Source organism: Paenibacillus haidiansis (assembly GCF_036553665.1).
GTDB classification, from domain to species: domain Bacteria; phylum Bacillota; class Bacilli; order Paenibacillales; family Paenibacillaceae; genus Fontibacillus; species Fontibacillus haidiansis.
On sequence record NZ_JAZHPZ010000001.1, the window covers coordinates 678,223 to 701,877 of the forward strand.

Below are 23,655 nucleotides of genomic sequence, written 5' to 3' on the forward strand. Positions count from 1 at the left end.
GTAATTAAATTAACGTTATTATGTTATGTATTATAACATTATATTAACACAAATTTTAAATATCTCCCCTTTGCCCGGATTAGACAAAACCGGCGCTTCCCTTTATGATTTGAGGAACAAGGGAGCGATGGTTATGAGATCTTTCTATCAAAACTGGAAACTGGATCAGAATTTACCTCTGGCCATCTTCCAAAGCAAGGACATGTCCTTCTACCCCCATTTTCATGCCGAGGTTGAATTGGTGTACGTCGAGTCGGGAAGCATTATCGTCGGCGTCAATGAGGAGAAGCGGCAGCTCAAGCAAGGAGATATGGCCATTTGCGGCAGCAATGACATCCACTACTTTGAGAGCAAGGGCCTGTCATCCACGGTCATCATCACCATTTTTCATCCCGATCTGGTCGGCAAATCCGCGACCTGGCCGGCGGAATTCCGCTTCCAATCCCCGTTCGTATCCGCAGGCCGGCCGGAACTCGAGCCAATCCATCCGCTTCTTCGCCGCATATGGCAGGAGAAAAGCGAGGCCAAGCCGGGGTACCCGTTGTTTGTCCAGTCCGGACTCCTGGAGCTGTGCGGATTGCTGCAAAGGCATCTTCCCGTCCGTTCCCCCGAGAACGGCTCCGGGAGCAGAACGGCCTCCAAAAAAGTCCGAATTCAGCAGATTCTGTCCTATATCGAAGAGCATTCCCATGAAGATCTGTCGGTCGATGAGATGTCCGAACGATTTCGAATGGAACCGTCCTATTTTTGTCGCACCTTTAAAAAGGCGATCGGGATGAACTTCAAAACTTACCTCAACACGATCCGGGTGCTCAATGCGACAAGAAAACTGGAGAACAGCGAGGCAAGCATTACCGATATCGCGCTCGAATGCGGCTTCGGCAGTGTCCGAACCTTTAACCGGGTATACAAGGAACTGCAGGGATATCCTCCGTCCGTCCGCCGCAAGGAAAATATGTAACGAACAAAAAGTGCATTTTTTGACTATATATAAGCATAAACTGGCGAGAGATTTCTCTCGCTTCTTTTTATAATGGACTTGCAACTTGCATTCGTATGAATCATCAACCGTGATGGAGGGATGGCATGAACAAACTGCGTATCGGAATGATCGGCTACAAATTTATGGGAAAAGCCCACAGCAATGCTTATCGTTCGCTTCCTATGTTCTTCCCCGGCGCCGTAAAGCCGGAAATGTCGGTGCTTTGCGGCAGAAACGGCGAGGCCGTCCGCAAGGCGGCGGAGCAGCTCGGCTGGCGGGAATCGGTCACGGATTGGAAAGAGCTTGTGGCCCGTAACGATATCGACCTGATCGATATTAACGCTCCCAGCGACGCTCACAAAGAAATTGCCCTGGCCGCGGCCAAGGCGGGAAAGCATATTTTTTGCGAAAAACCGTTAGCGCTTACACTCAGCGACTCCCGGGAGATGCTGCAAGCTGCGGAGGACGCGGGTGTACGCCATATGGTCGGCTTCAATTACCGCTTCTCCCCGGCCGTCAGGCTGGCCAAAAAGCTTGTCCAAAGCGGACGGCTCGGCAAAATTTATCATTTTCGCGCCTGGTTTCTGCAAGACTGGATTCTTGATCCGGAGTTTCCGCTCGTCTGGCGGCTGCAAAAAGACATCGCCGGGTCCGGTTCTCACGGCGATCTCGGGGCGCATCTGATCGATCTCGCCCACTATCTCGTCGGCGACATTCACGAGGTCATCGGCATGAGCGAAACCTTCATCAAAGAGCGGCCGCTGGCGGAAGAGACGACCGGTCTAAGCGCAACGGGCGGCAAGGGCAAGGACGCACCCAAAGGCGAGGTCACCGTGGACGACGCGACCCTTTTCCTGGCGCGGTTTGCCGGCGGGGCGCTCGGCAGCTTCGAAGCGACGCGCTTTGCCGCCGGCCATCGATCGACCAACGCGTTCGAGATCAACGGCAGCCTCGGCAGCGTCCGGTTCGATTTCGAGCGGATGAACGAACTGGAGGTTTACTTTACTTCCGATGACGAAGACGTGCAGGGGTTCCGGCGCGTGTTGGCCACCGATCCGGCCCATGAATATTCCGACGCCTGGTGGCCGCCGGGGCATACGATCGGCTTCGAGCATACGTTCATCCATGAGGTGCTGGAGCTGACGAACGCGATTGCGGAAGGGCGCCAGCCCGTGCCGAATTTCCGCGACGGGGTCAAATGCCAGGCCGTTCTGGAAGCCGTAGAGCGGTCCGTAAACGAACGCCGCTGGGTCACACTAGCGGAAATGTAATCTAAAGGAGATAGAATGATGATGAAAAAAGCGTTGATCGTCTGGGGCGGCTGGGACGGCCATGAGCCGGAGCAGGTCGCGGCGATATTCGCCCGCATTTTGCGGGAGCGGCAATTTGACGTCGAGGTGGCCGATACGCTCGAGGCATACCGCGATGCCGAGAAGCTGCTCGGCCTGGATCTAATCGTTCCGGTCTGGACGATGGGCGAAATCGCCCAAGAGCTCGTCAATAACGTGTCGGCGGCGGTTCAGGCCGGGACCGGACTCGCCGGGTGCCATGGCGGCATGTGCGATTCGTTCCGCAACAATGTGGACTGGCAGTTCATGACCGGCGGACAGTGGGTCGCGCACCCGGGGAACGACGGGGTCGATTACAAAGTAGAAATCAAACAAAGCTCCAGTCCGCTGGTGGATGGAATTGAAGACTTTGCCGTGAAAACCGAGCAGTATTACCTGCATGTGGATCCGGCAGTGGAAGTGCTGGCTACCACCCGGTTCCCCGTAATCGACGGGCCGCACCGCTATAACAAAGCCGTCGATATGCCGGTCGTATGGACAAAGCGCTGGGGTCTTGGCCGTGTCTATTACAACTCGCTTGGGCATCATGCCGATATCGTCGAGCTACCGCCGGTCACGGAACTGATGACCCGTGGGATGCTGTGGGCCGCGGAAGGCAAAGAGCGCGCTTTGGCGCTAAAGGCGGCCGATACTTCGGACGGAAAATTCAATTACAGCGGGATGGGCGACAGCCAATACGACGCTTAGAAGGATGGATGGCATAATGGACAGAATCAAAATCGGCATTATCGGATGCGGAAAAATCAGCGGCATCTATATGGAAAATTGTCGCAAATTCGCGGTGCTCGACCTGGTAGCCTGCGCCGACCTGGACCTGAACCGGGCCCGGGAGCAGGCCGCCGCTTACGGGATTCCGCGCGCCTGTTCCACCGAAGAATTGCTCGCCGACCCGGAAATCGAACTCGTCATTAATCTGACCATCCCCGCCGTGCATGCCGACGTCAGCTTGCAGGCTTTGCGGGCCGGGAAGCATGTCTATGTGGAGAAGCCGCTGGCCGTCTCGCTGGCGGAAGGCCAGCGCGTACTCGAAGAAGCGCGGACGCGCGGATTGCTGGTGGGATGCGCGCCGGAAACCTTCTTCGGCGCGGGTATCCAAACCGCGCTGAAGCTGATCGAGGACGGTGCGATCGGCCGCCCGGTCTCGGCCACGGCGTTCATGATGAGCCGCGGGCATGAGCATTGGCATCCCGATCCGGAGTTCTATTATGCGCCGGGCGGCGGCCCCATGTTCGACATGGGCCCGTATTACTTGACGGCGCTCGTGCAGCTGCTCGGGCCGGTCGCCCGGATCGCCGGGATTACCGGCAAAGCATTGCCGGAACGGGTGATCACGAGCGAGAAGAAGCGCGGCTCGGTCATCCCCGTGGCGGTTCCGACGCATGTCGCCGGAACCTTGCAGTTTGAAGGCGGGGCGATCGCCAGCCTGATCACCAGCTTTGATATTTTCGGCGGCAGCAGCCTGCCGCCGATCGAGATTCACGGCACGGAAGGCAGCCTGCTCGTACCGGATCCGAACACGTTCGGCGGCCCGGTCAAATACCGCCGCACCGGCGACGAGGACTGGACCGAGCAGCCGCTGCTGCCGGGCTACGAAGGCAACAGCCGCGGGATCGGCCCCGCCGACATGGCCTGCGCGCTGCTGCGCGGCCGACCGCATCGGGCGAGCGGCGAGCTCGCCTATCATGTGCTCGAGGCGATGTGGGCTTTTCATGAATCGTCCGACTCCGGCCGATATTATGAAATGGCCAGCCGCTGCGAGCGGCCGAAGGCGCTGCCCGCCGGCCTGCCCCTCTATACGCTGGACTAAACATAAATTAAACAACAAAGCCTGCAGCTAATTAAAGCTGCAGGCTTTGTTGTGTTATTTTCCGATGACCGGCACCCACAATTCATGCTTGACCTTGTGCCCCGGGCCCAAATAATGCTCGATGCAAGGCAGGTTCGCAAGTTCATACCCGGATGCGGGAAGCCACTCCGAATAGAGGCGCTTCCATGCTTCAACCACATTGGGAAATACGGCATACGTACAGGGAGGTATAATCAATTCTTCCATGCCTTCGGGGATTTCATCATCATAGCGGATACCCATAAAGTAATCGAATTCCTCATCCATGATCGCCGCCTCTTTCCCGCAAACCCCGACGAGGCTCTCCAGCTTGCATTTGGGATGCTCCCAGGACATGTCAATCAACGCTTGCATGAAGCCGTCCGTTTTGCCTTTCCGCCATAGGGAAGGTATCGTTTTAAAGGCCCGCGACGTTTTCACCGTGTGCCGCTTTCCGGCAAAGCGTACTTCAAAATCGATGTTCTCCATCCGGTAATCCATTTCGACATCTCCTTTAATCGTGATTTGAAAGGAGATTCGGGGATAGGCTTTGAGTTGTACGCTATTTTCTCTGACCGCGTTAGGCGCAACGCCGTGCAGCTTGCGGAACGCCCTGGTAAAAGCGTCGGGCGAATCATAACCGTATTTCAAAGCAATGTCGAGGATCCTCGCATCGCCCGCCTGGATGTCAACAGCGGCTTTGGTAAGCCGTCTGCGGCGAATATACTCCGAAAGCGGGATGCCCGTTATGGACGAGAACATTCTGGAAAAGTGAAATTCCGAGCAGCAGGTCGCACGCGCAAGCGCCGAATATTCGATCTCCCCTTCAAGATGATGCTCAATATAATCCAATGCTGCGTTGAATCTTTCAAGCCAATCCACGCGATCTCCATCCCTTCGCGAATGACTATACAGGAAATGCATAATAGAACCCCTGCAATCTTTGCCCAAAATTGCAGGGGTAAGCAAGTCGAATCTAAAAACGCTGAATTTCCGATGATTTAAGGGACATTTATGACCGTTAGAGGCGAAAACACATGTTTTTGCAATTCTAATGGACATAAGTGACCGCTAGAGGTGAGATTCAGGGCAATAATTGATATTATCAGTCTTTAACGGTCATGCATGACCGTTAAAAGATGATCCGTTTGTTATAAGCATCTCTAACGGTCACTCATGACCGTTAGAGTGCTTAAAGCTGGCGGCAAACTAAATGGGCGCCCTTTGCTTCCGTTACATTTGAATTTGAACCAGCTCCCTCGATCCGAAAGAGCTTACCGTCCCTTGGCCTGCAAATACGCCTCTTTGTAAGCGGCCGCTTTTTGGGCGATCAGCGAGAAATCGTTCTTCTTCAACGCTTCGCTCGTCAAATCGGAGCCGATGCCGACGGCTACCGCGCCGGCCTTGATCCATTCGCCAAGGTTGTCCAGCGATACCCCGCCGGTCGGCATGATGTTGGCCTGCGGCAGCGGTCCCTTGATCGCCTTGATCATCGACGGATCGTACAGGTTGCCCGGGAACAGCTTGACGATATCCGCGCCGAGCTCCAGCGCTTCCTGGATCTCCTTGATCGTCATCGTTCCCGGCATGACCGGAATCCGGTACCGGTTGCACAGCATGACGGTGTCCCGGTTCAGGCACGGCCCGACGACGAATTGAGCCCCGCTCAAAATCGCCGCGCGCGCGGTCTCGGGATCAAGTACGGTACCGACGCCGATGATGGCGTAGCTGGAAGGGTCCTGCGAATCCCAAGAATACTTGCGGGACAAGGTTTCGATCGCCTTAAGCGCAAACGGCACGGTCATCGTGACCTCGATCACCTTAATGCCACCGGCGATCGCTTGCTCGGCCATCTCCACCACCTGCTCCGGCGTCTCCCCACGAAGTACGGCGACTACGCCCTCCTCCGTGATTTTTTGAATAAGCTGCAGTTTTTTCATGGTAGTTCCCCTTTTCTTAATCAGAATGTGTATTCTTCAAATGAAATTGTTGCTCCGTTTATATAGCGTTCACTGCCGCCCCTTTCCGAGGCGACGAGGCTTAACGAATCTCCCTCCGCCAAGCCGGTATATTGGATGGAGAGTGTACCGCTCTCGCTTGCAAATACCGGCTTGCGCCCGGACATCCGCTCCGCAAAATCCGCTAGCCGCCCGATCTTTTTGACCTTGGCGTCTTCAACGCAAACCGCCTCTACGGCCGCACCGATCCCGGAACCATGGCACAGGATTTGACTGTACCCGATCCGCTCCTGCACTTCATAGGCTCCTCCCAATAGATACACCGCAAAATAGACATCGTCAACCTTGCCGAACAAAGCTTCCTTCGCATGAATCCATTCCCCTTCCGGAAGGACGCCGACTACTGTGGGTTCCGCCTGCTCCGGCAGCGGATATAGTGCCAGCACCGCATTTTTGTGGTACAGCACCTCCGTCCACTGGCTTTGATGGCGGGGATCGCGACCTGAGGAGTCATACCCTTCGCCCGGATGAAATAAATAAAGCTGGTTTCCCTTGCCGCCTTTACGGACAGGGAGACTAAAGAGCCAGCGCAGCTGCTCGTTGTCAAACTCCCGAACCCGCTCCCACAGCCCCCCGGCGGCAAATTGTCCGGTAATATACGCGTAAGAATGAAGCTTACGCACTTCGCCGTCAACCGTTTTCAAAACCGCCTTGCACACTTCCGCCGGCTCGTTTCGGTTCAGGGCAAGCCGCCGCGCGCTTTCCGGCGCTTCATGGAACAGGAAGCCGGCATACTCCGTCCGCGGCAAATCTCCAGGAAGCTCGAAATCGCCGAACTGGACGTAGTCGTGCAGCACGTTGGCGTCTCTTGGCGCATCATGCGGCCACCCCCGGGAGTGGGCCCCTACCCATGCGCCCCTCAGATAGTAGGCCGCGCGCAAGTTCCAGAGCTCATCCAGTAACGCTGCAAGCTCATTCCGGATAGCGGCGTCTTCCGTCAATTCAAGGGCGCACGTAAACGCCTGGACCCAATGCCAGAACCAAGGCAGGCAGCCGTATTCAGCCATGCCTTCACGGCGGAACCGCGTCAGCGTCTCTATCAGACTGCGTTTCCCGTCCTCCAGCAGATCCCCGTCCTGAAATCGCTGCCCGAAAATCAGTTTCGCCGCCGTATACTTGGCCGCATGATGATTGCACACCGTGAGCGGCTTACGGAAAAAACCGCCGCGATACACGTGCACAAGAGCAGTTTCAAACTCCTCCGCCAAACTTTGGCTCATGATTCCGGCAAACTGTCGGTGGAAATAAACCATCAGACTGCCCATCAGTTCCGCCGGCAACTCGTGCGCCGCGGCTGCTTCCGGCAGCGGGTCCAAGTAAAGCGGCCAATGCCCGTACATAGGATCGGCGGCATCCCTGTTTTGCAGCCGAAGCACTCTGGTTAGGACATGCTCCGCCAGCCGCCTGCCTTCCTCCCGCTTGAACAGCGGCTCCGCCCCCCGGTCCGCCGACGCCGCAAACAGGTAAGACGCATAGTAAAAATTATCCCGGACATCCCCGTGAAACCATAGCCCGCTGGACATCAGCGGCTGGTTCCAGGCTTTTTCCGCGACGTTCAAAATGATCTGCCGCATTCTTGTTGTAAAGTCGTTCATCAGGTTCTCCTTCCCCATCCTTACGAGAACGATCTACCGATGGCTCCATCCTATCATGTTTGTGCAACATACTAAAGATGGACATTAAAGACCGTTCCTTGCTTTTTAAAGCAATTGTCTTTCGGCTCCAAATTCAGGTTTGGATAATGACTTGCAAAATGAACCGAAAAGGATTAATGTAAACCTATATGAACATTATAAACCTAAATAAACGAAAAGAGGAGATTTTTTTATGGAAAGACGCTATGCCTCTCATCCGAATGAAGTGAAGCAGTTCGACACGGACCGGCTGCGGAAGGAATTCCATATTCCCAAGCTGTTTACTCCCGATCAGTTGGAGCTTGTGCTTACGCACGAAGACCGGATGATTGTCGGCGGAGCCGCACCGGTTCACCGGGAGGTGAAACTCGAGGTCGATTTGAAGGAACTCGGTGTTTCTTACTTTCTGGAAAGACGCGAACTCGGAGCGATCAACGTAGGCGGGCCGGGCGTGATCGTTGTCGACGGAACCGAGTTTGAACTGGACACCAAAGACTGCCTGTTCGTGGGAATGGGTTCGAAGGAGGTTATTTTTAAGAGCAAGGATGCCGCCAAACCAGCCAAATTTTATTTGAACTCCGCACCGGCGCACAAGGAATTTCCGACAATGAAAACGACGCTCGGCGAAGCGGAATCCGGGGCGCTCGGCTCCATTGAAAACTCCAATGAACGGACGATTCACCGTTTCATTCATGAGAACGGCATTCAAAGCTCGCAACTCGTTATGGGCATGACCCAACTGAAGACAGGAAATATGTGGAATACGATGCCCGCGCACGTCCACCCTCGCCGGATGGAAGCCTATATGTATTTCGATCTGCCGGAGGATGCGGTCGTGTTCCATCTGATGGGTGAACCGAGCGAAACGCGCCACATCGTCATGAGAAACGAACAGGCGGTCATTTCGCCAAGCTGGTCGATCCATAGCGGAGTGGGCACAAGCAATTATACATTTATCTGGGGTATGGCAGGCGACAACAAAGCTTATGGAGATATGGACGCCGTCGCAATGAAAGACTTAAAATAAGAGGTAAATTTCTAAACGGAAGAGTTGAATGGCAATGAGCGCGATACGTCGATATGAAAAAATTATGGAAGTTCTGCTGACAAACAAAGAGGTGACGGTGGCGGAGCTGAGCGATAGACTTGGAGTCACGGGCAAAACGATTCGCGAGGATCTGACCAAGCTGGAAGAGCAGGGACTCATTACCCGCGTCCATGGCGGTGCCGTGCTGGCTCAAGGGGATCAGTTCGGGATTCTCCCCGCAAAGGAGCCCCTGCTCAAACACGCGGAGGAAAAAGGCGACATCGCCCGCAAAGCGCTGCTTCACATCAAGCCGAACGATATCATTGCGCTTGACGGAGGCAGCACAACTCTGGAAATCGCCCGCCGTCTCGATAACCTGCCCATCACCGTCGTTACGAACGATGTGTACATTATCAGCGAACTGGCCGCAAAAGATCATATCCGTCTCGTCGTTCCCGGCGGCTACCGGGTTCGCAACATGCTCGCCGGACCGGAAGCCACCGCTTACGTGAAGCAGCTTAATATTCAAAAAGCGTTTATATCGGCGACAGGGATTCACCCGGAACACGGTTTGTCCATTTATACCGGCGATCTGATCGAGTTCAAACGTGCCCTGATCGAAACGGCCCGCGAAGTGATCGCGGTCGTCAATCATCAGAAATTCGGGCAAACGGCTCTCCGTACTTTTGCTTCATTGAACGAGTTGACGATGATCATTACGGACAACAAGCTTCCTTCCGAGGTAACCAAGCCTTATGAAGATGCAGGAGTCACGATCATCGAGTGATTTATCCATTTTCTTTCTAAGGAGTGTTTATACTATGAAATTATTTGATCTTACTGGAAAAACAGCGTTGGTTACAGGTTCGGCAGGCGGTCTAGGGCAAGGTATCGCGGTAGCACTCGCGGAAGCGGGCGCCGATATCGTAAGCGCTTCTCTAGGCTCAAGCCAGGAAACGGTGGACCGGGTCACGGCGTTTGGCCGCAAAGCATCCTCCATTGAAGTCGATCTCAGCGACCACGGCCAGCTTCAGGCGACTTTTGACGAGGCGCTTAAGCTGACGGGACATATCGACATCCTGGTCAACAACGCGGGCATCATCCGACGCACGCCGGCCAAAGACCACAGCGAAAAAGACTGGTTCGACGTGATCGACATCAACCTGAACACCGTCTTCCTGCTGTCGCAAATCGCCGGCAGACATATGATCGAGCGCGGCAGCGGCAAGATCATCAACATCTGCTCGATGTTGTCCTTCCAGGGCGGAATCAACGTCCCGGGCTACACGGCATCGAAACACGGGGTAGCCGGATTGACCAAAGCTTTCGCCAACGAATGGGCGGCAAGCGGCATCCAGGTCAACGCGATCGCCCCGGGCTACATGGCGACGGACAACACCGCACCGATCCGCGCCGACGAGAACAGAACCGCGTCGATTACGGACCGCATTCCGGCGGCGCGTTGGGGAACCCCGGACGACGTCAAAGGCCCCGCCGTCTTCCTGGCCTCCGCGGCAGCGGATTATTTGAACGGCCACATCCTTTGCGTGGACGGCGGCTGGATGGCAAGATAATAGGAATAATGAAGCCCGCTCGGAGTTGCCCTCCGGGCGGGCTTCTTTGTCGCCGAACACTTTCCTACTTGCCTACTTGCCTGCTGCTCATCCTTAGCCAAAATTAACTGGAAATTGTTGTAGTTATTTTTAATTGATTGCACATACCCAAGCAAATTAACTGGAAAACCTCCTGTTAATTATACCGAATTGGTGCAACAAGGCGGTAAACATGCAAAAATAACTGGAGGATTTCCAGCTATTTTTGCCAAAAAGTTCATTTGCAATTATTAACTGGAGGAAATCCAGTTAATCGCATTTTTATTATCCGTTCCAGGCATATCAACCTGAGCAGAAACATCCAGAGTATTAACGCTCTACATGGCCTTTTCCGTTCAACAATCGCTCGATTTCCGCCGCGCTCGGCAGACCTTCCCAGTCCCCTACCGCTTGGATGACTTGGGAACCGATCAGGTTGCCCAGCCGTACCGACTCTTCCAGGCTGTAGTTTCGCACCACCCCCGCCAGGAATCCGCCGCAAAATCCGTCACCCGCGCCGACGGTGTCGATGACATGCTCCGCCTTGAAATAAGGCACCGGGGTCAGCTTGCCCTTTTCGTAGAGATAAGTCTCGTCATCTCCGCCTTTAATCACGCTTACGCCCGGCAGTTCGTCCATCTTGGCGAGGATCGCCTCCAGCGATTCGGTCTCGTACAGCAGCTTCAGTTCATCGAGTCCCGGCAGGAAGTAGTCCGCTTTGGCCGCCAGCGGCAGCAGCACCTTGCGCGCCTCGTCCACGCTCCACAGCTTCAGCCGCAGGTTGGGGTCGAAGCTGACTTTAACGCCGTGGCGCCGGGCCATATCCATCGCCGCCGACACTGTTTCCGCGCAGGAAGCGCTTAAAGCCGGGGTAATGCCGGTCACATGCAAAATTTTGGCGCCGGCGATGTACGCTTCGTCCAGATGCTCCGGAGTCATAAAGCTTGCCGCGGACAGCTTCCGGTAATAATGGACGGAGCTTTTGCCGGCGGCATTTTCCCGGATCATGAGGCCTGTCGGTGCTTCATCGGTCAGCTGGGCGCGGGAGATGTCCACGCCTTCTCCCCGGATCGCCTTGACGATCCGGTGTCCGAAGGGATCGTCCCCCAGCCGTCCGCACCAGCCGGATTTCACCCCAAGCCGCGCCAGTCCGATCGCCACATTGCTCTCGGCCCCGCCGAACGAAGGTTCCAGCGACCGGGCATATTCCAGTCCTTTTCCCCCTTCGGCAATCAAAAGCGCCATGCTTTCCCCGAAGGTCACCACTTCGGGAGCGGCCTGTCCGTTATGTATGAAATCGTTCATTGCTAATCCCCTTCCCATAGGTTCCACAATGTTTTAAAAAAAGCCGGTTAGACGGAGAATTTCTCTGCAAACCGGCTTTGTTTGCTTCATTACACTTCCAAAATGGACGGCATGATGTGAGGCGCTCTTCCTACCTCTTTCATGAAGTGCCTGCGCATCACCCGATGGATCGTGCGAAGCCAGACTGTCCGGTCATAGGCTTCTCTCTCCGCCTGTCTGGCCAGGCTGCGTTTCAACATCGCTTCCGCCCGTCTGAGCAGCGGTCTGGCGTCCTGCATATAAACGAATCCCCGGGTCACGATATCCGGCCCGGCCAATATTTGTCCCGTCTCCCGGTCCAAGGTCAGGACGACGATCACGATGCCTTCCTGCGCCAGCTCCAGGCGCTCCTCCATCAATTCGTCCTCGCGGGCCCGCATTTCGCCGTTGCTGATGAACACTTCTCCCGAAGGAATCGTTCTGCTGCGCTTGGCCCGGTTCCGGTAGAGCGACAAGGTGTCGCCGATCCCGAGCATATATACTTTATCCTCGGCCATCCCGGTTTGCAGGGCGAGGCTCTTGTGGCTTAGCAGCATCCGATATTCCCCGTGGATCGGAATGAAATATTTCGGGCGAATAAAGCTGAGCATTAATTTCAAATCCTCGCGGTTGCCGTGGCCCGAGGTATGGATGGACCCGTAGATCACATTCGCGTCCGCGCGCATGAGCGTATCGATGATCCGGTTGACATTCGGCCCGTTCCCCGGAATTGGGGAAGAGGAGAAAATAACCGTATCCCCGGGATAAATCTGCACCGAGCGATGCGCTCCGGACGCGATCCGGCTGAGCGCCGCATTGGGCTCGCCCTGACTCCCCGTACACACGATGAGGATTTGCCGATCTTCGTAGCGGTCAATATGCTTCACATCGATCAGCATGCCTTCGGGAATACGAATATAACCCAGGTCCTGTCCGATCGCGAATACCTTCTCCATACTCCGGCCGATGACGGCGATTTTCCGGTTGCATGCCATGGCCGCGTCCACGACCTGCTGCAGCCGGTGGACGTTCGACGCGAATGTCGCGAACAGAATTCTCCCGTCGCACTGCCGGATCGATTCCAGAATCGCATCGCCCACATTGCGTTCGGAAGGGGTGAATCCCTCCTTCTCGCTGTTCGTGCTGTCCGCCAGCAGAGCGAGTACGCCCTCGCCGCCCACACTCGCCATTTTCAGCAAATCCGCAGGCCGGTCCTCCGGGGTAAAATCGAATTTAAAGTCGCCCGTGTGCACGACGGCTCCGTAAGGCGTATCCACCACGATGCCGAAAGCATCGGGAATGCTGTGAGTGGTCCGAAAAAAATGCACCGACAGGTGCTGAAAATCGTACCGATCGTTTTCTTCGAACACGTGCAGCTTCGCTTCTCCGAGGATCCGGTATTCCTCCAGCTTGGCGCGCACCAGGCCGATCGTCAGCGGGCCGCCGTATACGGGAACCTGCAGTTGGCGAAGCACGAACGGCAGCGCTCCGATATGATCCTCATGCCCGTGAGTCAGAAACAGGCCTTTGATTTTATGCTGATTCTCAATCAGGTAAGTGATGTCGGGAATAATGTAATCGATGCCGGACAGCTTGGAATCCGGGAATTTCAACCCGGCGTCGATAATAACGATTTCATTCTTGTATTCAATACCGTACATGTTTTTGCCGATTTCGCCGATTCCGCCCAAGGAGTATATCCGTACCGGCGGAGGGGATGATTTCGGGCGCCGATTAGGCTTTGCCGTGTTTACTGGTTTGGTTTTTGCTTCATTCATTATGCGGTTAATCCTCTCTAGAAAAATGCAGACTGATCTACGCTTAATTATACTTAAAACTATACGCAATAACTAATTAAATTTTAGACATTCCGGCCGCCGATCAACCACCCGAATCTTCGCACTTAAAGCCCGGCAAAAAAACAAGGCTGGCAACAGCCAGCCTCATCTCTTTACACAAAGCGCAGCATATACGTTTCGCCCGGCGCCGTCTCGAACGCCGCCCAGCCGCCGTCCGGGCGAAGCTCGTCCTCGCCGTGCGGGCCGGCGACGGAGATCGGTCCGCCGCTGCGGACCCGGCAAGGTCCTCCGAGCGGCGAATAGATCCGGGCCAGCACCGGCTTGCCGTGATTCCAGGTCAGATCGACCTGGAATCCGCCGCGGGCGCGCAGGCCCTTGAATTCGCCCGCCGGCCAAGCCGCCGGCAGGGCGGGGAGAAAATGCAGTCCCCCCTCATGGGACTGCAGCAGCATCTCGGCGATGCCGGCCGTCGCGCCGAAATTCCCGTCGATCTGGAACGGCGGATGCGCGTCGAGCAGGTTGGCGTACACGCCGCCGGTCGTGCCGCCTTCGCTCGGGACGAGCCGCAGCAGGTTGGACAGCAGCTTCAGCGAGCGGTCGCCTTCGCCGAAACGGGCCCATAAGCCGACCTTCCAGCCGAGGCTCCAGCCCGTGCCCTCGTCCCCGCGCCGCTCCAGCGACCGGCGCGCCGCCCGGAACAGCTCCGGCGTGCCGCCATCCGTAAGCTGACGGCCCGGGTATACGCCGAACAGATGCGACACATGCCGGTGGTTCACGTCCTCGTCTTCAAAATCCGCCGACCATTCCTGCAATTGGCCGTACCGGCCGATTTGCATCGGCAGCAGCCGGTCACGCGCCCCGGCCAGCTCTCCCCGGAAAGCCTCGTCGATACCGAGCGCTTCAGCCGCTTCGATACAATTCGTGAACAAATCCCAGATGAGCTGGAGATCCATCGTCGAAGCTTGGCTTATGCCCGCAAGAACGCGCTGCCCCCGGGAAGCCGGAGGCTCTTCCTCGCGATCCGGGGCGGAAGCCGGATCGTCTTCGTGAGTAATCCGCGATCCGGACGCCGCGGCATCGCTCCCCTTTTCCGGCACCACAAACCGGTGTTCCGGTGAGGTCGAAGGGGAGGTGATCAACCGGCCGTTCCCGTCCTCGATCAGCCAGTCCAGACAAAACAGTGCCGCTTCCTTCATCAGCGGATACGCCCGATCACGGAGTTCGTTCAAATCTCCGCCGAACCGGTAATGCTCCCACAGGTGCTGACACAGCCAAACCCCGCCCATCGGCCAGAGCGCCCAGAACGGGTCGCCGTGCCCATAGCCGCCCGCCGGGGCGGTCTGGCGCCATAAATCCGTATTGTGATGCGCCGCCCAGCCGCGAGCGCCGTAGTGGACCCGCGCCGTCTTTCGTCCGGACTCCGCCAGTTCGCCGATCATGTCGAGCAGCGGCTCATGGCATTCCGGCAGATTGCATGTCTCGGCCGGCCAATAATTCATTTCCGTGTTGATATTCAGCGTCCAGTTGCTGCTCCAGGGCGGACGCGTATCGTCATTCCAGATTCCCTGCAGATTGGCTGGCTGCGTTCCGGGGCGCGAGCTGGAAATGAGCAGATACCGCCCGTATTGGTACAGCAGCTCCACCAGCGCCGGGTCCGAAGCGCCGTAACCGGCGATCCATTCCTCCGTCGTCAGCCCTTCCGGGGCCAACCGTTCGCCCAAATGAAGCTCCACCCGGTCGAACAGGCGGCGGTAATCCGCGATATGCCGCTCGCGCAGCGCAGCGTAGCCGCTGCCGAGCGCCCGCCGCAGCGCCTCGCCTGCCACCGCGGCCGGGTCGGTGCGTCCGCCTTCCTTGCCCGCTCTCGCTCCTGACGATAGGCTCAAGCCATAACTGGTCGCCGCGCTGAAATACACCGTCGCACAGGTCGCTCCGGAAATATAAATCCCGTCGCCGAGCACCTCGGCGGTCCCGCCCTCCAGCTGCACGGCCGCCCGGCCTTCAAAATTGAGCGCCCCGCCGCCTTCCGCCGCCTCGCCGTAAACGACCGGGCGGTCGGTTTGGAGATAATTCGGATCCACATGCTCCGGGGCGGTTCCTTTAAGAATTAGAAGCCCACCTTCGGCAAATACTCTGCTGCGCAGCGGGCTGTCCATGGAAATACGCAAATTCAGCATTCCTGGCTCGCTGCACTCCAGCCGGAGCACAATGATCCGGTCGGGGTATGAGGCGAACATTTCCCGGCGGTAGGTCACCCCGCCGATCTGATAGCGGACATAGGCAACGCTTCGCTCCAGGTCCAGCCCACGCTCATAGGCCTCCGCATAACTGCCGTGCTCAAACTGCAGCCTTAAATTCCCGAGCGGCAAATAGGCTTGAGCGTACGGACCCAGCATTTCCTTGCCAAGCCGGTCGGCCTCCGCATAACGCTCCCCGGCAAGCAGCCTCCTCATTTCCGGCAGCAGGGCCCCGGCCCGGGGGAGATCGCGTTCTCCCGGCTTGCCGGACCATAGCGTGTCTTCGTTAAGCTGAAGCCGCTCGCATTCCACCCCGCCGAATACCATCGCTCCCAACCGGCCGCCTCCGATCGGCAGCGCTTCATTCCAATTGGCCGCCGGCCTTCGGTAATTCAGCTTCATCATTGTTAAACCCGTTCCAGCAGGCCGCTTTGACCCACCACATCAAGCCAGCGTTTGGCGATCAGATCATGGCCCGCCGCCGTAGGGTGCACCCCGTCCCACAGCCAATAGGCCGGCTCGGCCCGTTTGGCGGCGGCGTCAAAGACATCCTGAAGCGGAACATGGACCGCATCGTACTGCTTGGCCAATTCACGTACAACCGCTTGATAACCCGGAATCAGCCCGGTCCACTTGTCCCATCTCTCCGCAACGGCTCCCGTATTCAAGACGAACGGCTCGCACAGAACAAGCTTGGTCTGAGGCAGCACCTCCCGGGTCTCGTCCAGCAAATGACGGTAAGCCCTTTCAAATCTGTCGGTAACTCCGCTCGGCTCCTCCGATACGATTCTCCAGGCGTCGTTGACCCCGATCAGGATGCTGAGCACATCCGGCTTCAGACTGAATGCGTCTTCATTCCAGCGCGCGTACAGATCGGAAACGCGGTCCCCGCTTACGCCCCGGTTATAGAAACGCGGGTTTTGCTCCGCATATTGGTTGCCGAGCGCGCCCGCAATCATATACGCATAGCTATGGCCCAGCACATGGTTCAGATCGGTCCCGCGATCGCGGTTTCCGTCCGTGATGGAATCCCCTTGAAACAAAATCGTCAGCTTGTCTCTCATCATGATCCTCCTCATGATATTGAATTGTAAATTTACCGGCATTCCGGCGCCTTAACCCGCCCGCCAGCTCAAATCATCTATTGATTATATCAGGAAAATTACTGCAAAAAAGCACCTAAAATTAGACGACTTTTCCGCCACATTTCCGGCGTATATGTATTCTCCGTTGCTTGTATTTTCTCAATGAATGATACGGCACACAATTCGAATTACTCGGCCATGAAAAAGACCCTGCCCATATCCCGGGCAAGGTCTCGTCCGCTTGCTATTTTACCGCTACAAAAAAAAGCCTTTCCGCATCCTCGGTCGCTTCCGCCCACTCGAAATCCGCGTAGCAGGCAACGTCCCGGAAGCCGCAGCGGAGCAGCTCGCTTTTCATCCAATCCGGATCGTAGGCGCGCTGCGTATGGGTTTCCTCAAACCGTCGGTACGCGCCCGGCCCGTTCTCTTCTTCACGGGCGAAAATCGTTAAATGATGCTCTATCTCGTCCCGGGCGTCATCCCGCTCGCAGGTCCAGATATAAGCCACCGACGGCTCGTCCCAGACAAAAGGCTGTTCTTCCTCATACCGCCGCAGGGTGTTCGGATGGTGAACATCGAATAGAAACGTCCCTCCCGGCTTCAAGCCCTCGTAGGTTCTGCGGAACGTAGCGACGATATCTTCTTCCTCCAGCAAATAATTCAGGCAATCGCAGAAAGAAATGACCGAATCGGCCGGCTCGGGCGTTTCCCATTCCGTCATGTCCTGCTGCACCCACCTTACACTGCCGTCTCGGAACAGGCGGACGCCCTGCGACGTCCCTTCCATTTTGCGCCGGGCCACGGCCAGCATATCCGCCGACAGGTCGATTCCGGTCACCTGAAATCCGGCGTTCACGAGCGGAATTGTGATGCTGCCCGTGCCGCAGCCGAGCTCCACGACGGTTTTCGGCATGCCGTGGCGCTCCCAGGCCATTCGGGCAAAGCGAATCCATTCGGGGTAAGGCATATCTTCCATCAGTTCATCATACACGTAGGCAAATTTCCGGTAGGATGCCATCTCGGTAGTCACCGCGCTTTCCGTTTTACACTTTCGTTCCCGCTAGTCTTCTTCGCACTTCCGCCATCGGTATTCGGTTATTCGAATCGAACGATGACGTTTATTCCGGTTTATCGCCGGATTTGTCCTTCAAAGCGGAAGCAAGATAGGTCCAGTTCTCACTCTGGGTGATCTTCCCCTCTTTCATCAGCTTGCCGAGCGCCCGTTTGAACGCCGATTTGCTGATGCCGAACCGCTGTTTGATCAAGTCGGGCGCCGTAGCGTCCGAATAAGGCATGCCGCCGCCCGGGCGGCTCTCCAAGTAAGCGAGAATCCGGTCCGCGTCCTCTTCGCGTCCGATTTCTTTGCGCGGCGCCATCGACAAATTGACGCGCCCGTCCTCGCGGACATGCGCGATCCGGACCTTCACCCGTTCGCCCAACCGCAGCAGCCGGGTGCGCTCCGAGGAATGGATCATGCCGATCGCTCCGAAGCCGAGCACGCCCCCTTCCACGATCACGAACGTCCCCATTTGCAGCGGTTTGTACACGACCGCTTCCATCCACTGATTCTTCCAGCTTTGCGGAGCGTGGAATGTATGCGGGGCAAGCTCCTGCTCCCCGGCCAGCTTGGCCTTCAGGCGACCCTGCTTGTCATGCTCCATAATGACATAGACGCGGTCCCCGACCTGGGGATGTAGTTCCTTCAGCTCCGGCAGCTCCCGGATCGGCAGCAGCAGTTGGCGGCCAAGCCCCATCTCCAGAAAACAGCCGAGGCGCGGATGCACGTCGGCCACTTCCAGCAGGGCCAGCTCGCCAAGCGTTAGAGACGGCTTCTTCATAGTAGCCGCCAACCTGTCCTCCGTGTCATAGAACAGGAACACTTCTACCGTTTCACCGGGCTTAACCTGCCGCGTCAGCTCGGAATAATGAAGCAGCACGTCCTGCGTGCCTCCACTGAGAAAATAACCGTATGGCGATACTTCGCGATCGATAGGCAAGGATACAATCGTTCCCGCGACCAGGCTCATACGTTCTCCACAACTTTGGCGTCCGACCACAGCCGCTCGATATTGTAATACTCCCGCTCATCCCGGTGGAACACATGCACCACGACATCGCCGAGATCAAGCAGCACCCAGCGGGCGGAGTTCAAACCTTCGATCCCGCGGATCGGCGCGCCCGCTTCCTGGGCGCGTTTGCGCACCTCTCCCACGATCGCCTGCACCTGCGTGTCCGAGTTCCCGTGACAGATCACAAAATAATCGGCGATCAGGGAAATTCCTTTTAGATCGAGCGCCACGAGATTCATCGCTTTCTTGTCTTCCGCGGCTGCCACCGCGATACTGAGCAATTCCTTTGGTGAAACCGGCATTCATTCAGCCTCCTATATTAGTGGATATGGTGATTTAACGAAAACTTCAAAGCTTCAAAAACCTTAAACGTGCAAACCCTTCGTCTCTCTGATCAAATCGTTGCGGGCCAGCACGGTAAGCGGGAAAATCGTCTTCCGCTTCTCCAGCAGAAACGATATCGTCGAATCGAAACCGGCGATCAGCGCTTCTTCAAGGCTAAGCTTGGCCAGTTCGCGAATCTTCTCGACGCCGGGGAAGTCTCTGCCCGGCTCGATATAGTCGGCCAGACAGACGATCTTGTCCAGCTTCGTCATGCCGACGCGGCCCGAAGTATGATAGCGGATGGCGTCCAGCACCTCGGGATCGGCGATTCCGTAATCGCGCTCGGAGATGAACGCGCCGACCTCCGCATGCAGCATCTGCTTGTCGTACTCCAACAGCTCGGGGTTCAGCCCGTTGTCGCGGATTACCGCTTCCTGCCGCTCCACGGGCCAAAACTTGGCCAAATCATGCAGCAGCGCGGCCAAATCCGCTTTTACCGGATCCGCCCCGAAGCGCTCGGCCAAAATAACCGCCGATTCCATAACGCCTTCGACATGCTTCCAGCGTTTGGCCGGCATTTGGCCGGAGACGATTTCGATCAATTGCTCACGGCTGTATTCCATACAATCCGCTCCTCACAATATATTCATACACCGATTCGGTTACCATGTACCGTACCGACAAGCCGCGCGAAATCCGCTTGCGGATCAGGCTCGACGAGATATCGACGAGCGGCATGTCGGCGAGAAGCACCGCGTCCTGAATATACGGCGGCAGCGTATCCAGCTCCAGAAAACTTCCGGGCCGCTGCAGCCCGATAAAGCTGATCATGCCCGTCAATTCCTCGATCCCTTCCCATTTCGGTAAGTAGTTCACCATATCGGCTCCGATAATAAAGTAAAGCTCCAATTCGGGGTAAAGGGCCCGAAGCTCCTTGATCGTGTCTACCGTATAAGATACCCCGCCGCGGCGCAACTCGATATCCAGCGGTTTAAACGCGGGGTGGCTTGCGGTCGCGGCCGCGACCATGCCAAGCCGCTGCTCCCCGCTGACACCGGCTTGGTGCTTGTGGGGAGGAATATGCGAAGGCATGAACCAAACCTCCTCCAGGTCGTATTGCTCCCTTGCCGCCTCCGCGGCGAGCAAATGACCCAGATGGATCGGATCAAAAGCGCCTCCCATAATGCCGACTTTCTTCATGTCCAGTTCCTCCTGCCCGACCTGAGTAAATCTTAAGGAAGCTCGATCTGTTTATATTCGCGTGATTCCTTATATAAAACAATTGTTCTGCCGATCAACTGAACCAGTTCGGCGCCCGCCCCGGCAGCCAGCTCTTCGGCGATTTCCCGCGGATCGTCCAGATTGTTGTTCAGCACGGACACCTTGATCAGCTCGCGGCGTTCCAGCGCTTCGGAAATATGCCGGATGATCTGGTCGTTCGTGCCTCCTTTGCCAACCTGAAAAATCGGCTGAAGATGATGAGCGAGACTCCGTAAATAGCGTTTTTGTTTTCCCGTAAGCATGCAGTTCAAAACTCCTCTAAATTATTAAATTGTTGAATTAAAAGCGACGGTTCTCGTAACGTCAACACGCTACAAATTAACAGGAAAATATACAGTTAATTTAGTGCTTTTCGCCCGTTTTAATCGATTACCCGGAAAACCTCCAGTTAATCACCCTGTTCAACTAAGAAACGGGAGATAAAAAGGAAATTAGATGGAGGTTTTCCCGTTATATTAGATCATCCTTATCACCGGGAGCAAATTAACTGTATCATTTGCAGTTAGTTTCTCGGCACTAACCTAGACTGTCGAGCACGGCCTCCCGCATCGCGTCGATCGGGGCCGGGCGACCTGTCCAGTATTCGAAGGCGTAGCCCCCCTGGTAGACGAACATGCCGAGACCGTTGTGAATTGTGCAGCCCTTCCGCTCCGCTTGAAGCAGCAGCTCCGTTCGCAGCGGATTATAAATCAGATCGCTGACGACGATGCCGGAAGGCAGCAGGCCGGGGTCCAGCGGCGTCCGCCCGGGGACCGGGTACATCCCGACAGAGGTCGTATTGATCACAATATCGACCTCCGGCAGCACGCCCGCGGCTTCTTCCATGCCGCAGCCGTAAAGCGAGCCGAGCTGGCTCCATTCCCGGGCGAGCTCCCGCGCTTTCTCCGCCGTGCGGTTCGCCACCGTAACGCGGGCGGGATTCTCCCGGAGCAAGGCGTGGACAATGCCGCGCGCCGCCCCTCCGGAGCCGAGCACGAGCACCCGCTTCCCGCCGAGATCCGGGACCGCTTCCCGCTTTAACGAACGGATATAGCCGATGCCATCCGTATTATATCCTTTAAGAACGCCGTCGTCATTGACAATAGTGTTGACGGCCCCGATCGCGCGGGCGCCCTCGTCGATCTCGTCGAGGTAACTCATCACCTCGACCTTATGCGGAACCGTGACGTTGACGCCCCGGAATCCGAGCGCCCGCACGCCCTCCACCGCTTCCCGCAGGGAGCCGGCGCGCACATGGAGCGGAACGTATATGCCCGCGATCCCGGAAGCATCAAGCGCCGCCCGGTGCATCGCCGGAGATTTGGACTGGATGATCGGATCCCCCATCACGCCGAGCAAGAGCGGCAACGCGTCTCCCTCCCGCTCTTTCTCTATGATACTCATAGTTCTCCCCCTTTGATCTCATCCGTAAACGAATCGGGAAGTCCAAAATAGGACTATATCAGCGAAGGCCGAACCAACACCTTGATTCCTTTCGGCACGTGTACGGCGAGAACGGCCCCCGAATCATTGTTCACCTTGATCCAGCCGAGCCCGGAAATAAACAGGTCGGACCGGCTCCCCTTGGCGATCCGGAATTCATGCCGCGTCCATTCCGGGAGCTTCTCCAGGCTTTCCCGGCTCGGCGGAGCCAGCAATTCGCCAGCATGATCCCTGAACAGCTCGTCGGCCCGCTCCAGCTTGGTCCGGTGCAGAGGCACGCGACCGCTCGCGAAGCAGGTGAACGATTGACGCTCTCCCTGGATAAAGTCAAACCGCCCGAACCCGCCGAAAAACAGAGTCTGCCCTTCATTAAGCTGGTAAACCGCCGGTTTCAGCGGCTTGTCGGGCAGAATGACCCCCAGATCCTGCGGGCTGACGAGCTCGCTGTACCGTGACGGATACATAATCCCCGGCGTATCGATAATCTCCCGTCCGTCGTCCAGCGGGATATGCACCATGTCCAGCGTGGTCCCCGGATACCGCGATACCGTCAGCTCCTGGTCCAGATCGCTGTAATCCCGGATCAGCCGGTTAATGAGCGTCGATTTGCCGACGTTCGTCGCCCCGACCACGTATACGTCCCGATCGCCCCGGTACTCGGCCAGCGCTTCCAACAGGCGGTCGAAGCCGCTGCTCTGCTTGGCGCTGCACAGTACCACGTCAACGACTTTCAGGCCGAGCTCTTTCGCTTCTTTTTGCACCCAGTTGCGCACCTTGTTCCAATTGGTCACTTTCGGAAGCAGGTCGATTTTGTTGACCGCGAGCAGCACCGGATTGTTGCCGATGAAACGCTGCAGCCCGGAAATCACGCTGCCGTGGAAGTCGAAAATATCGACGATATGGATGACGAGCGCATCCTTCCCGCCGATTTGTCCGAGCAGCCGCAGGAATTCGTCCTGTTCCACCGTCACCGACGAAGATTCATTGTAATTTTTGATGCGGAAGCAGCGCTGGCAAATCACCGGCTCCCGTTCCAACGCCTGCAGCGGAATGTATCCCGGTTTGTTCTGTTCTTCGCTCTGCAGTCTGATTCCGCAGCCGCTGCAGCGGATTTCGTTCTCTTCGCTCCGCTTGTCCATCATTTCTGTTTGTCCTCCTCAAGCCATAATCCCGTTTTGCCCAGCCGATGCTTCACGAACCGCTCCAGCCGGCGGTTGATCCGGGTGCCGAAGCCTTCGTCCCCGATCGACACCGGAAGCACCAACACCGTAAACAATCCTTGCCGGTTGCCTCCCAAAATATCGGTCATCAGCTGGTCGCCGACCACGATCGTCTCTTCCGGGGGCAGCCCCATCATCTCCATGCCTTTGCGGAACGGAGCCCCGGCCGGTTTGCCCGCCTTATGCACGAACTCAATATTTAAAGGGGTCGCGAACACCGACACCCTGTCCAAATTGTTGTTGGATACGATCACAAGTTTAAATCCGGCTTTCTTGACCCGCTCGAACCACTCCACCAGTTCCGGCGTGGCAAGCGGAGCCTTGGCGCCGACCAGCGTGTTGTCCAGATCGGTGATAATACCCCTGAATCCTTGTGCGTACAGTTGCTCCAGATCGATATCAAATACACTGTTCACACGCAGTTTCGGCAAAAATCTTTCAAACAAATACGTTCACCTCGTTTTCATA

23 protein-coding genes are annotated in these 23,655 nt (G+C 56.6%); 7 read left to right on the plus strand and 16 right to left on the minus strand.

The window, feature by feature from the left end:
* The first annotated feature begins 133 nt into the window (after window positions 1–133).
* From V3851_RS03220 to V3851_RS03235, 4 genes are all read left to right on the plus strand, one after another.
* Window positions 134–961, plus strand: coding sequence for an AraC family transcriptional regulator (locus V3851_RS03220; protein WP_331845030.1), 828 nt, complete (start codon window positions 134–136; stop codon window positions 959–961).
* A gap of 125 nt (window positions 962–1,086) precedes the next feature.
* Window positions 1,087–2,253 carry a Gfo/Idh/MocA family protein gene (locus tag V3851_RS03225; protein ID WP_331845031.1) on the plus strand — a complete coding sequence of 389 codons (1,167 nt, stop codon included), beginning with the start codon at window positions 1,087–1,089 and terminating at the stop codon, window positions 2,251–2,253.
* Window positions 2,254–2,274: 21 nt separating this feature from the next.
* Window positions 2,275–3,018, plus strand: coding sequence for a ThuA domain-containing protein (locus tag V3851_RS03230; protein WP_331845261.1), 744 nt, complete (start codon window positions 2,275–2,277; stop codon window positions 3,016–3,018).
* Window positions 3,019–3,034: 16 nt separating this feature from the next.
* On the plus strand, window positions 3,035–4,138 hold the full coding sequence (locus V3851_RS03235; RefSeq protein ID WP_331845032.1) for a Gfo/Idh/MocA family protein: 1,104 nt from the start codon (window positions 3,035–3,037) through the stop codon (window positions 4,136–4,138).
* Window positions 4,139–4,192: 54 nt separating this feature from the next.
* Here V3851_RS03235 and V3851_RS03240 read toward each other — a convergent pair whose 3' ends face one another.
* The 3 genes from V3851_RS03240 to V3851_RS03250 all read right to left on the minus strand — a co-directional run bounded on the left by V3851_RS03240 (window position 4,193) and on the right by V3851_RS03250 (window position 7,769).
* Window positions 4,193–5,038: an AraC family transcriptional regulator gene (locus tag V3851_RS03240; protein WP_331845033.1), complete on the minus strand. Its 846-nt coding sequence runs from the start codon at window positions 5,036–5,038 to the stop codon at window positions 4,193–4,195.
* A gap of 392 nt (window positions 5,039–5,430) precedes the next feature.
* Window positions 5,431–6,096 (minus strand): bifunctional 2-keto-4-hydroxyglutarate aldolase/2-keto-3-deoxy-6-phosphogluconate aldolase, encoded by a 666-nt coding sequence (locus tag V3851_RS03245; RefSeq protein ID WP_331845034.1) that lies wholly within the window; start codon window positions 6,094–6,096, stop codon window positions 5,431–5,433.
* Window positions 6,097–6,116: 20 nt separating this feature from the next.
* On the minus strand, window positions 6,117–7,769 hold the full coding sequence (locus tag V3851_RS03250) for a hypothetical protein (protein ID WP_331845035.1): 1,653 nt from the start codon (window positions 7,767–7,769) through the stop codon (window positions 6,117–6,119).
* A gap of 232 nt (window positions 7,770–8,001) precedes the next feature.
* Here V3851_RS03250 and kduI point away from each other — a divergent pair, with 232 nt between their 5' ends.
* From kduI to kduD, 3 genes are read left to right on the plus strand one after another with little or no spacing between them, the layout of a single operon-like run.
* A complete protein-coding gene (gene kduI / locus V3851_RS03255; RefSeq protein ID WP_331845036.1) occupies window positions 8,002–8,835 on the plus strand; it encodes a 5-dehydro-4-deoxy-D-glucuronate isomerase in 834 nt (277 codons plus the stop codon).
* Window positions 8,836–8,869: 34 nt separating this feature from the next.
* Window positions 8,870–9,622 (plus strand): DeoR/GlpR family DNA-binding transcription regulator, encoded by a 753-nt coding sequence (locus V3851_RS03260; RefSeq protein WP_331845037.1) that lies wholly within the window; start codon window positions 8,870–8,872, stop codon window positions 9,620–9,622.
* A 34-nt stretch (window positions 9,623–9,656) separates the two neighbouring features.
* Window positions 9,657–10,409 (plus strand): 2-dehydro-3-deoxy-D-gluconate 5-dehydrogenase KduD, encoded by a 753-nt coding sequence (gene kduD, locus V3851_RS03265; RefSeq protein ID WP_331845038.1) that lies wholly within the window; start codon window positions 9,657–9,659, stop codon window positions 10,407–10,409.
* A 348-nt stretch (window positions 10,410–10,757) separates the two neighbouring features.
* Here kduD and V3851_RS03270 read toward each other — a convergent pair whose 3' ends face one another.
* The 13 genes from V3851_RS03270 to V3851_RS03330 form a co-directional block, all read right to left on the minus strand.
* Window positions 10,758–11,732 carry a sugar kinase gene (locus V3851_RS03270; protein ID WP_331845039.1) on the minus strand — a complete coding sequence of 325 codons (975 nt, stop codon included), beginning with the start codon at window positions 11,730–11,732 and terminating at the stop codon, window positions 10,758–10,760.
* Between the two features lie 89 nt (window positions 11,733–11,821).
* The gene (locus V3851_RS03275) at window positions 11,822–13,528 is read right to left on the minus strand and encodes a ribonuclease J (protein ID WP_331845040.1); all 1,707 of its coding nucleotides are present in this window, start codon (window positions 13,526–13,528) and stop codon (window positions 11,822–11,824) included.
* A gap of 173 nt (window positions 13,529–13,701) precedes the next feature.
* Window positions 13,702–16,188: a glycoside hydrolase family 95 protein gene (locus V3851_RS03280; protein ID WP_331845262.1), complete on the minus strand. Its 2,487-nt coding sequence runs from the start codon at window positions 16,186–16,188 to the stop codon at window positions 13,702–13,704.
* A gap of 5 nt (window positions 16,189–16,193) precedes the next feature.
* Window positions 16,194–16,853, minus strand: a complete 660-nt coding sequence (locus tag V3851_RS03285) for an SGNH/GDSL hydrolase family protein (protein ID WP_331845041.1) — start codon at window positions 16,851–16,853, stop codon at window positions 16,194–16,196.
* 262 nt (window positions 16,854–17,115) lie between these two features.
* Window positions 17,116–17,889, minus strand: a complete 774-nt coding sequence (locus V3851_RS03290) for a class I SAM-dependent DNA methyltransferase (RefSeq protein WP_331845042.1) — start codon at window positions 17,887–17,889, stop codon at window positions 17,116–17,118.
* 100 nt (window positions 17,890–17,989) lie between these two features.
* Window positions 17,990–18,898 carry a CvfB family protein gene (locus V3851_RS03295; protein ID WP_331845043.1) on the minus strand — a complete coding sequence of 303 codons (909 nt, stop codon included), beginning with the start codon at window positions 18,896–18,898 and terminating at the stop codon, window positions 17,990–17,992.
* Window positions 18,895–19,242 carry a ribosome silencing factor gene (rsfS, locus tag V3851_RS03300; RefSeq protein ID WP_331845044.1) on the minus strand — a complete coding sequence of 116 codons (348 nt, stop codon included), beginning with the start codon at window positions 19,240–19,242 and terminating at the stop codon, window positions 18,895–18,897. Before rsfS ends, V3851_RS03295 begins: the two co-directional genes overlap by 4 nt.
* A gap of 63 nt (window positions 19,243–19,305) precedes the next feature.
* Complete coding sequence (gene yqeK, locus V3851_RS03305; RefSeq protein ID WP_331845045.1) at window positions 19,306–19,887, minus strand: bis(5'-nucleosyl)-tetraphosphatase (symmetrical) YqeK; 582 nt, start codon at window positions 19,885–19,887, stop codon at window positions 19,306–19,308.
* Window positions 19,871–20,464: a nicotinate-nucleotide adenylyltransferase gene (locus V3851_RS03310; RefSeq protein ID WP_331845046.1), complete on the minus strand. Its 594-nt coding sequence runs from the start codon at window positions 20,462–20,464 to the stop codon at window positions 19,871–19,873. Before V3851_RS03310 ends, yqeK begins: the two co-directional genes overlap by 17 nt.
* A gap of 32 nt (window positions 20,465–20,496) precedes the next feature.
* A complete protein-coding gene (gene yhbY / locus V3851_RS03315; protein ID WP_331845047.1) occupies window positions 20,497–20,787 on the minus strand; it encodes a ribosome assembly RNA-binding protein YhbY in 291 nt (96 codons plus the stop codon).
* A 274-nt stretch (window positions 20,788–21,061) separates the two neighbouring features.
* A complete protein-coding gene (aroE, locus tag V3851_RS03320) occupies window positions 21,062–21,928 on the minus strand; it encodes a shikimate dehydrogenase (protein ID WP_331845048.1) in 867 nt (288 codons plus the stop codon).
* A 53-nt stretch (window positions 21,929–21,981) separates the two neighbouring features.
* Window positions 21,982–23,109, minus strand: coding sequence for a ribosome biogenesis GTPase YqeH (gene yqeH, locus V3851_RS03325; RefSeq protein ID WP_331845049.1), 1,128 nt, complete (start codon window positions 23,107–23,109; stop codon window positions 21,982–21,984).
* On the minus strand, window positions 23,106–23,633 hold the full coding sequence (locus tag V3851_RS03330; protein WP_331845050.1) for a YqeG family HAD IIIA-type phosphatase: 528 nt from the start codon (window positions 23,631–23,633) through the stop codon (window positions 23,106–23,108). Before V3851_RS03330 ends, yqeH begins: the two co-directional genes overlap by 4 nt.
* Window positions 23,634–23,655: the final 22 nt, after the last annotated feature.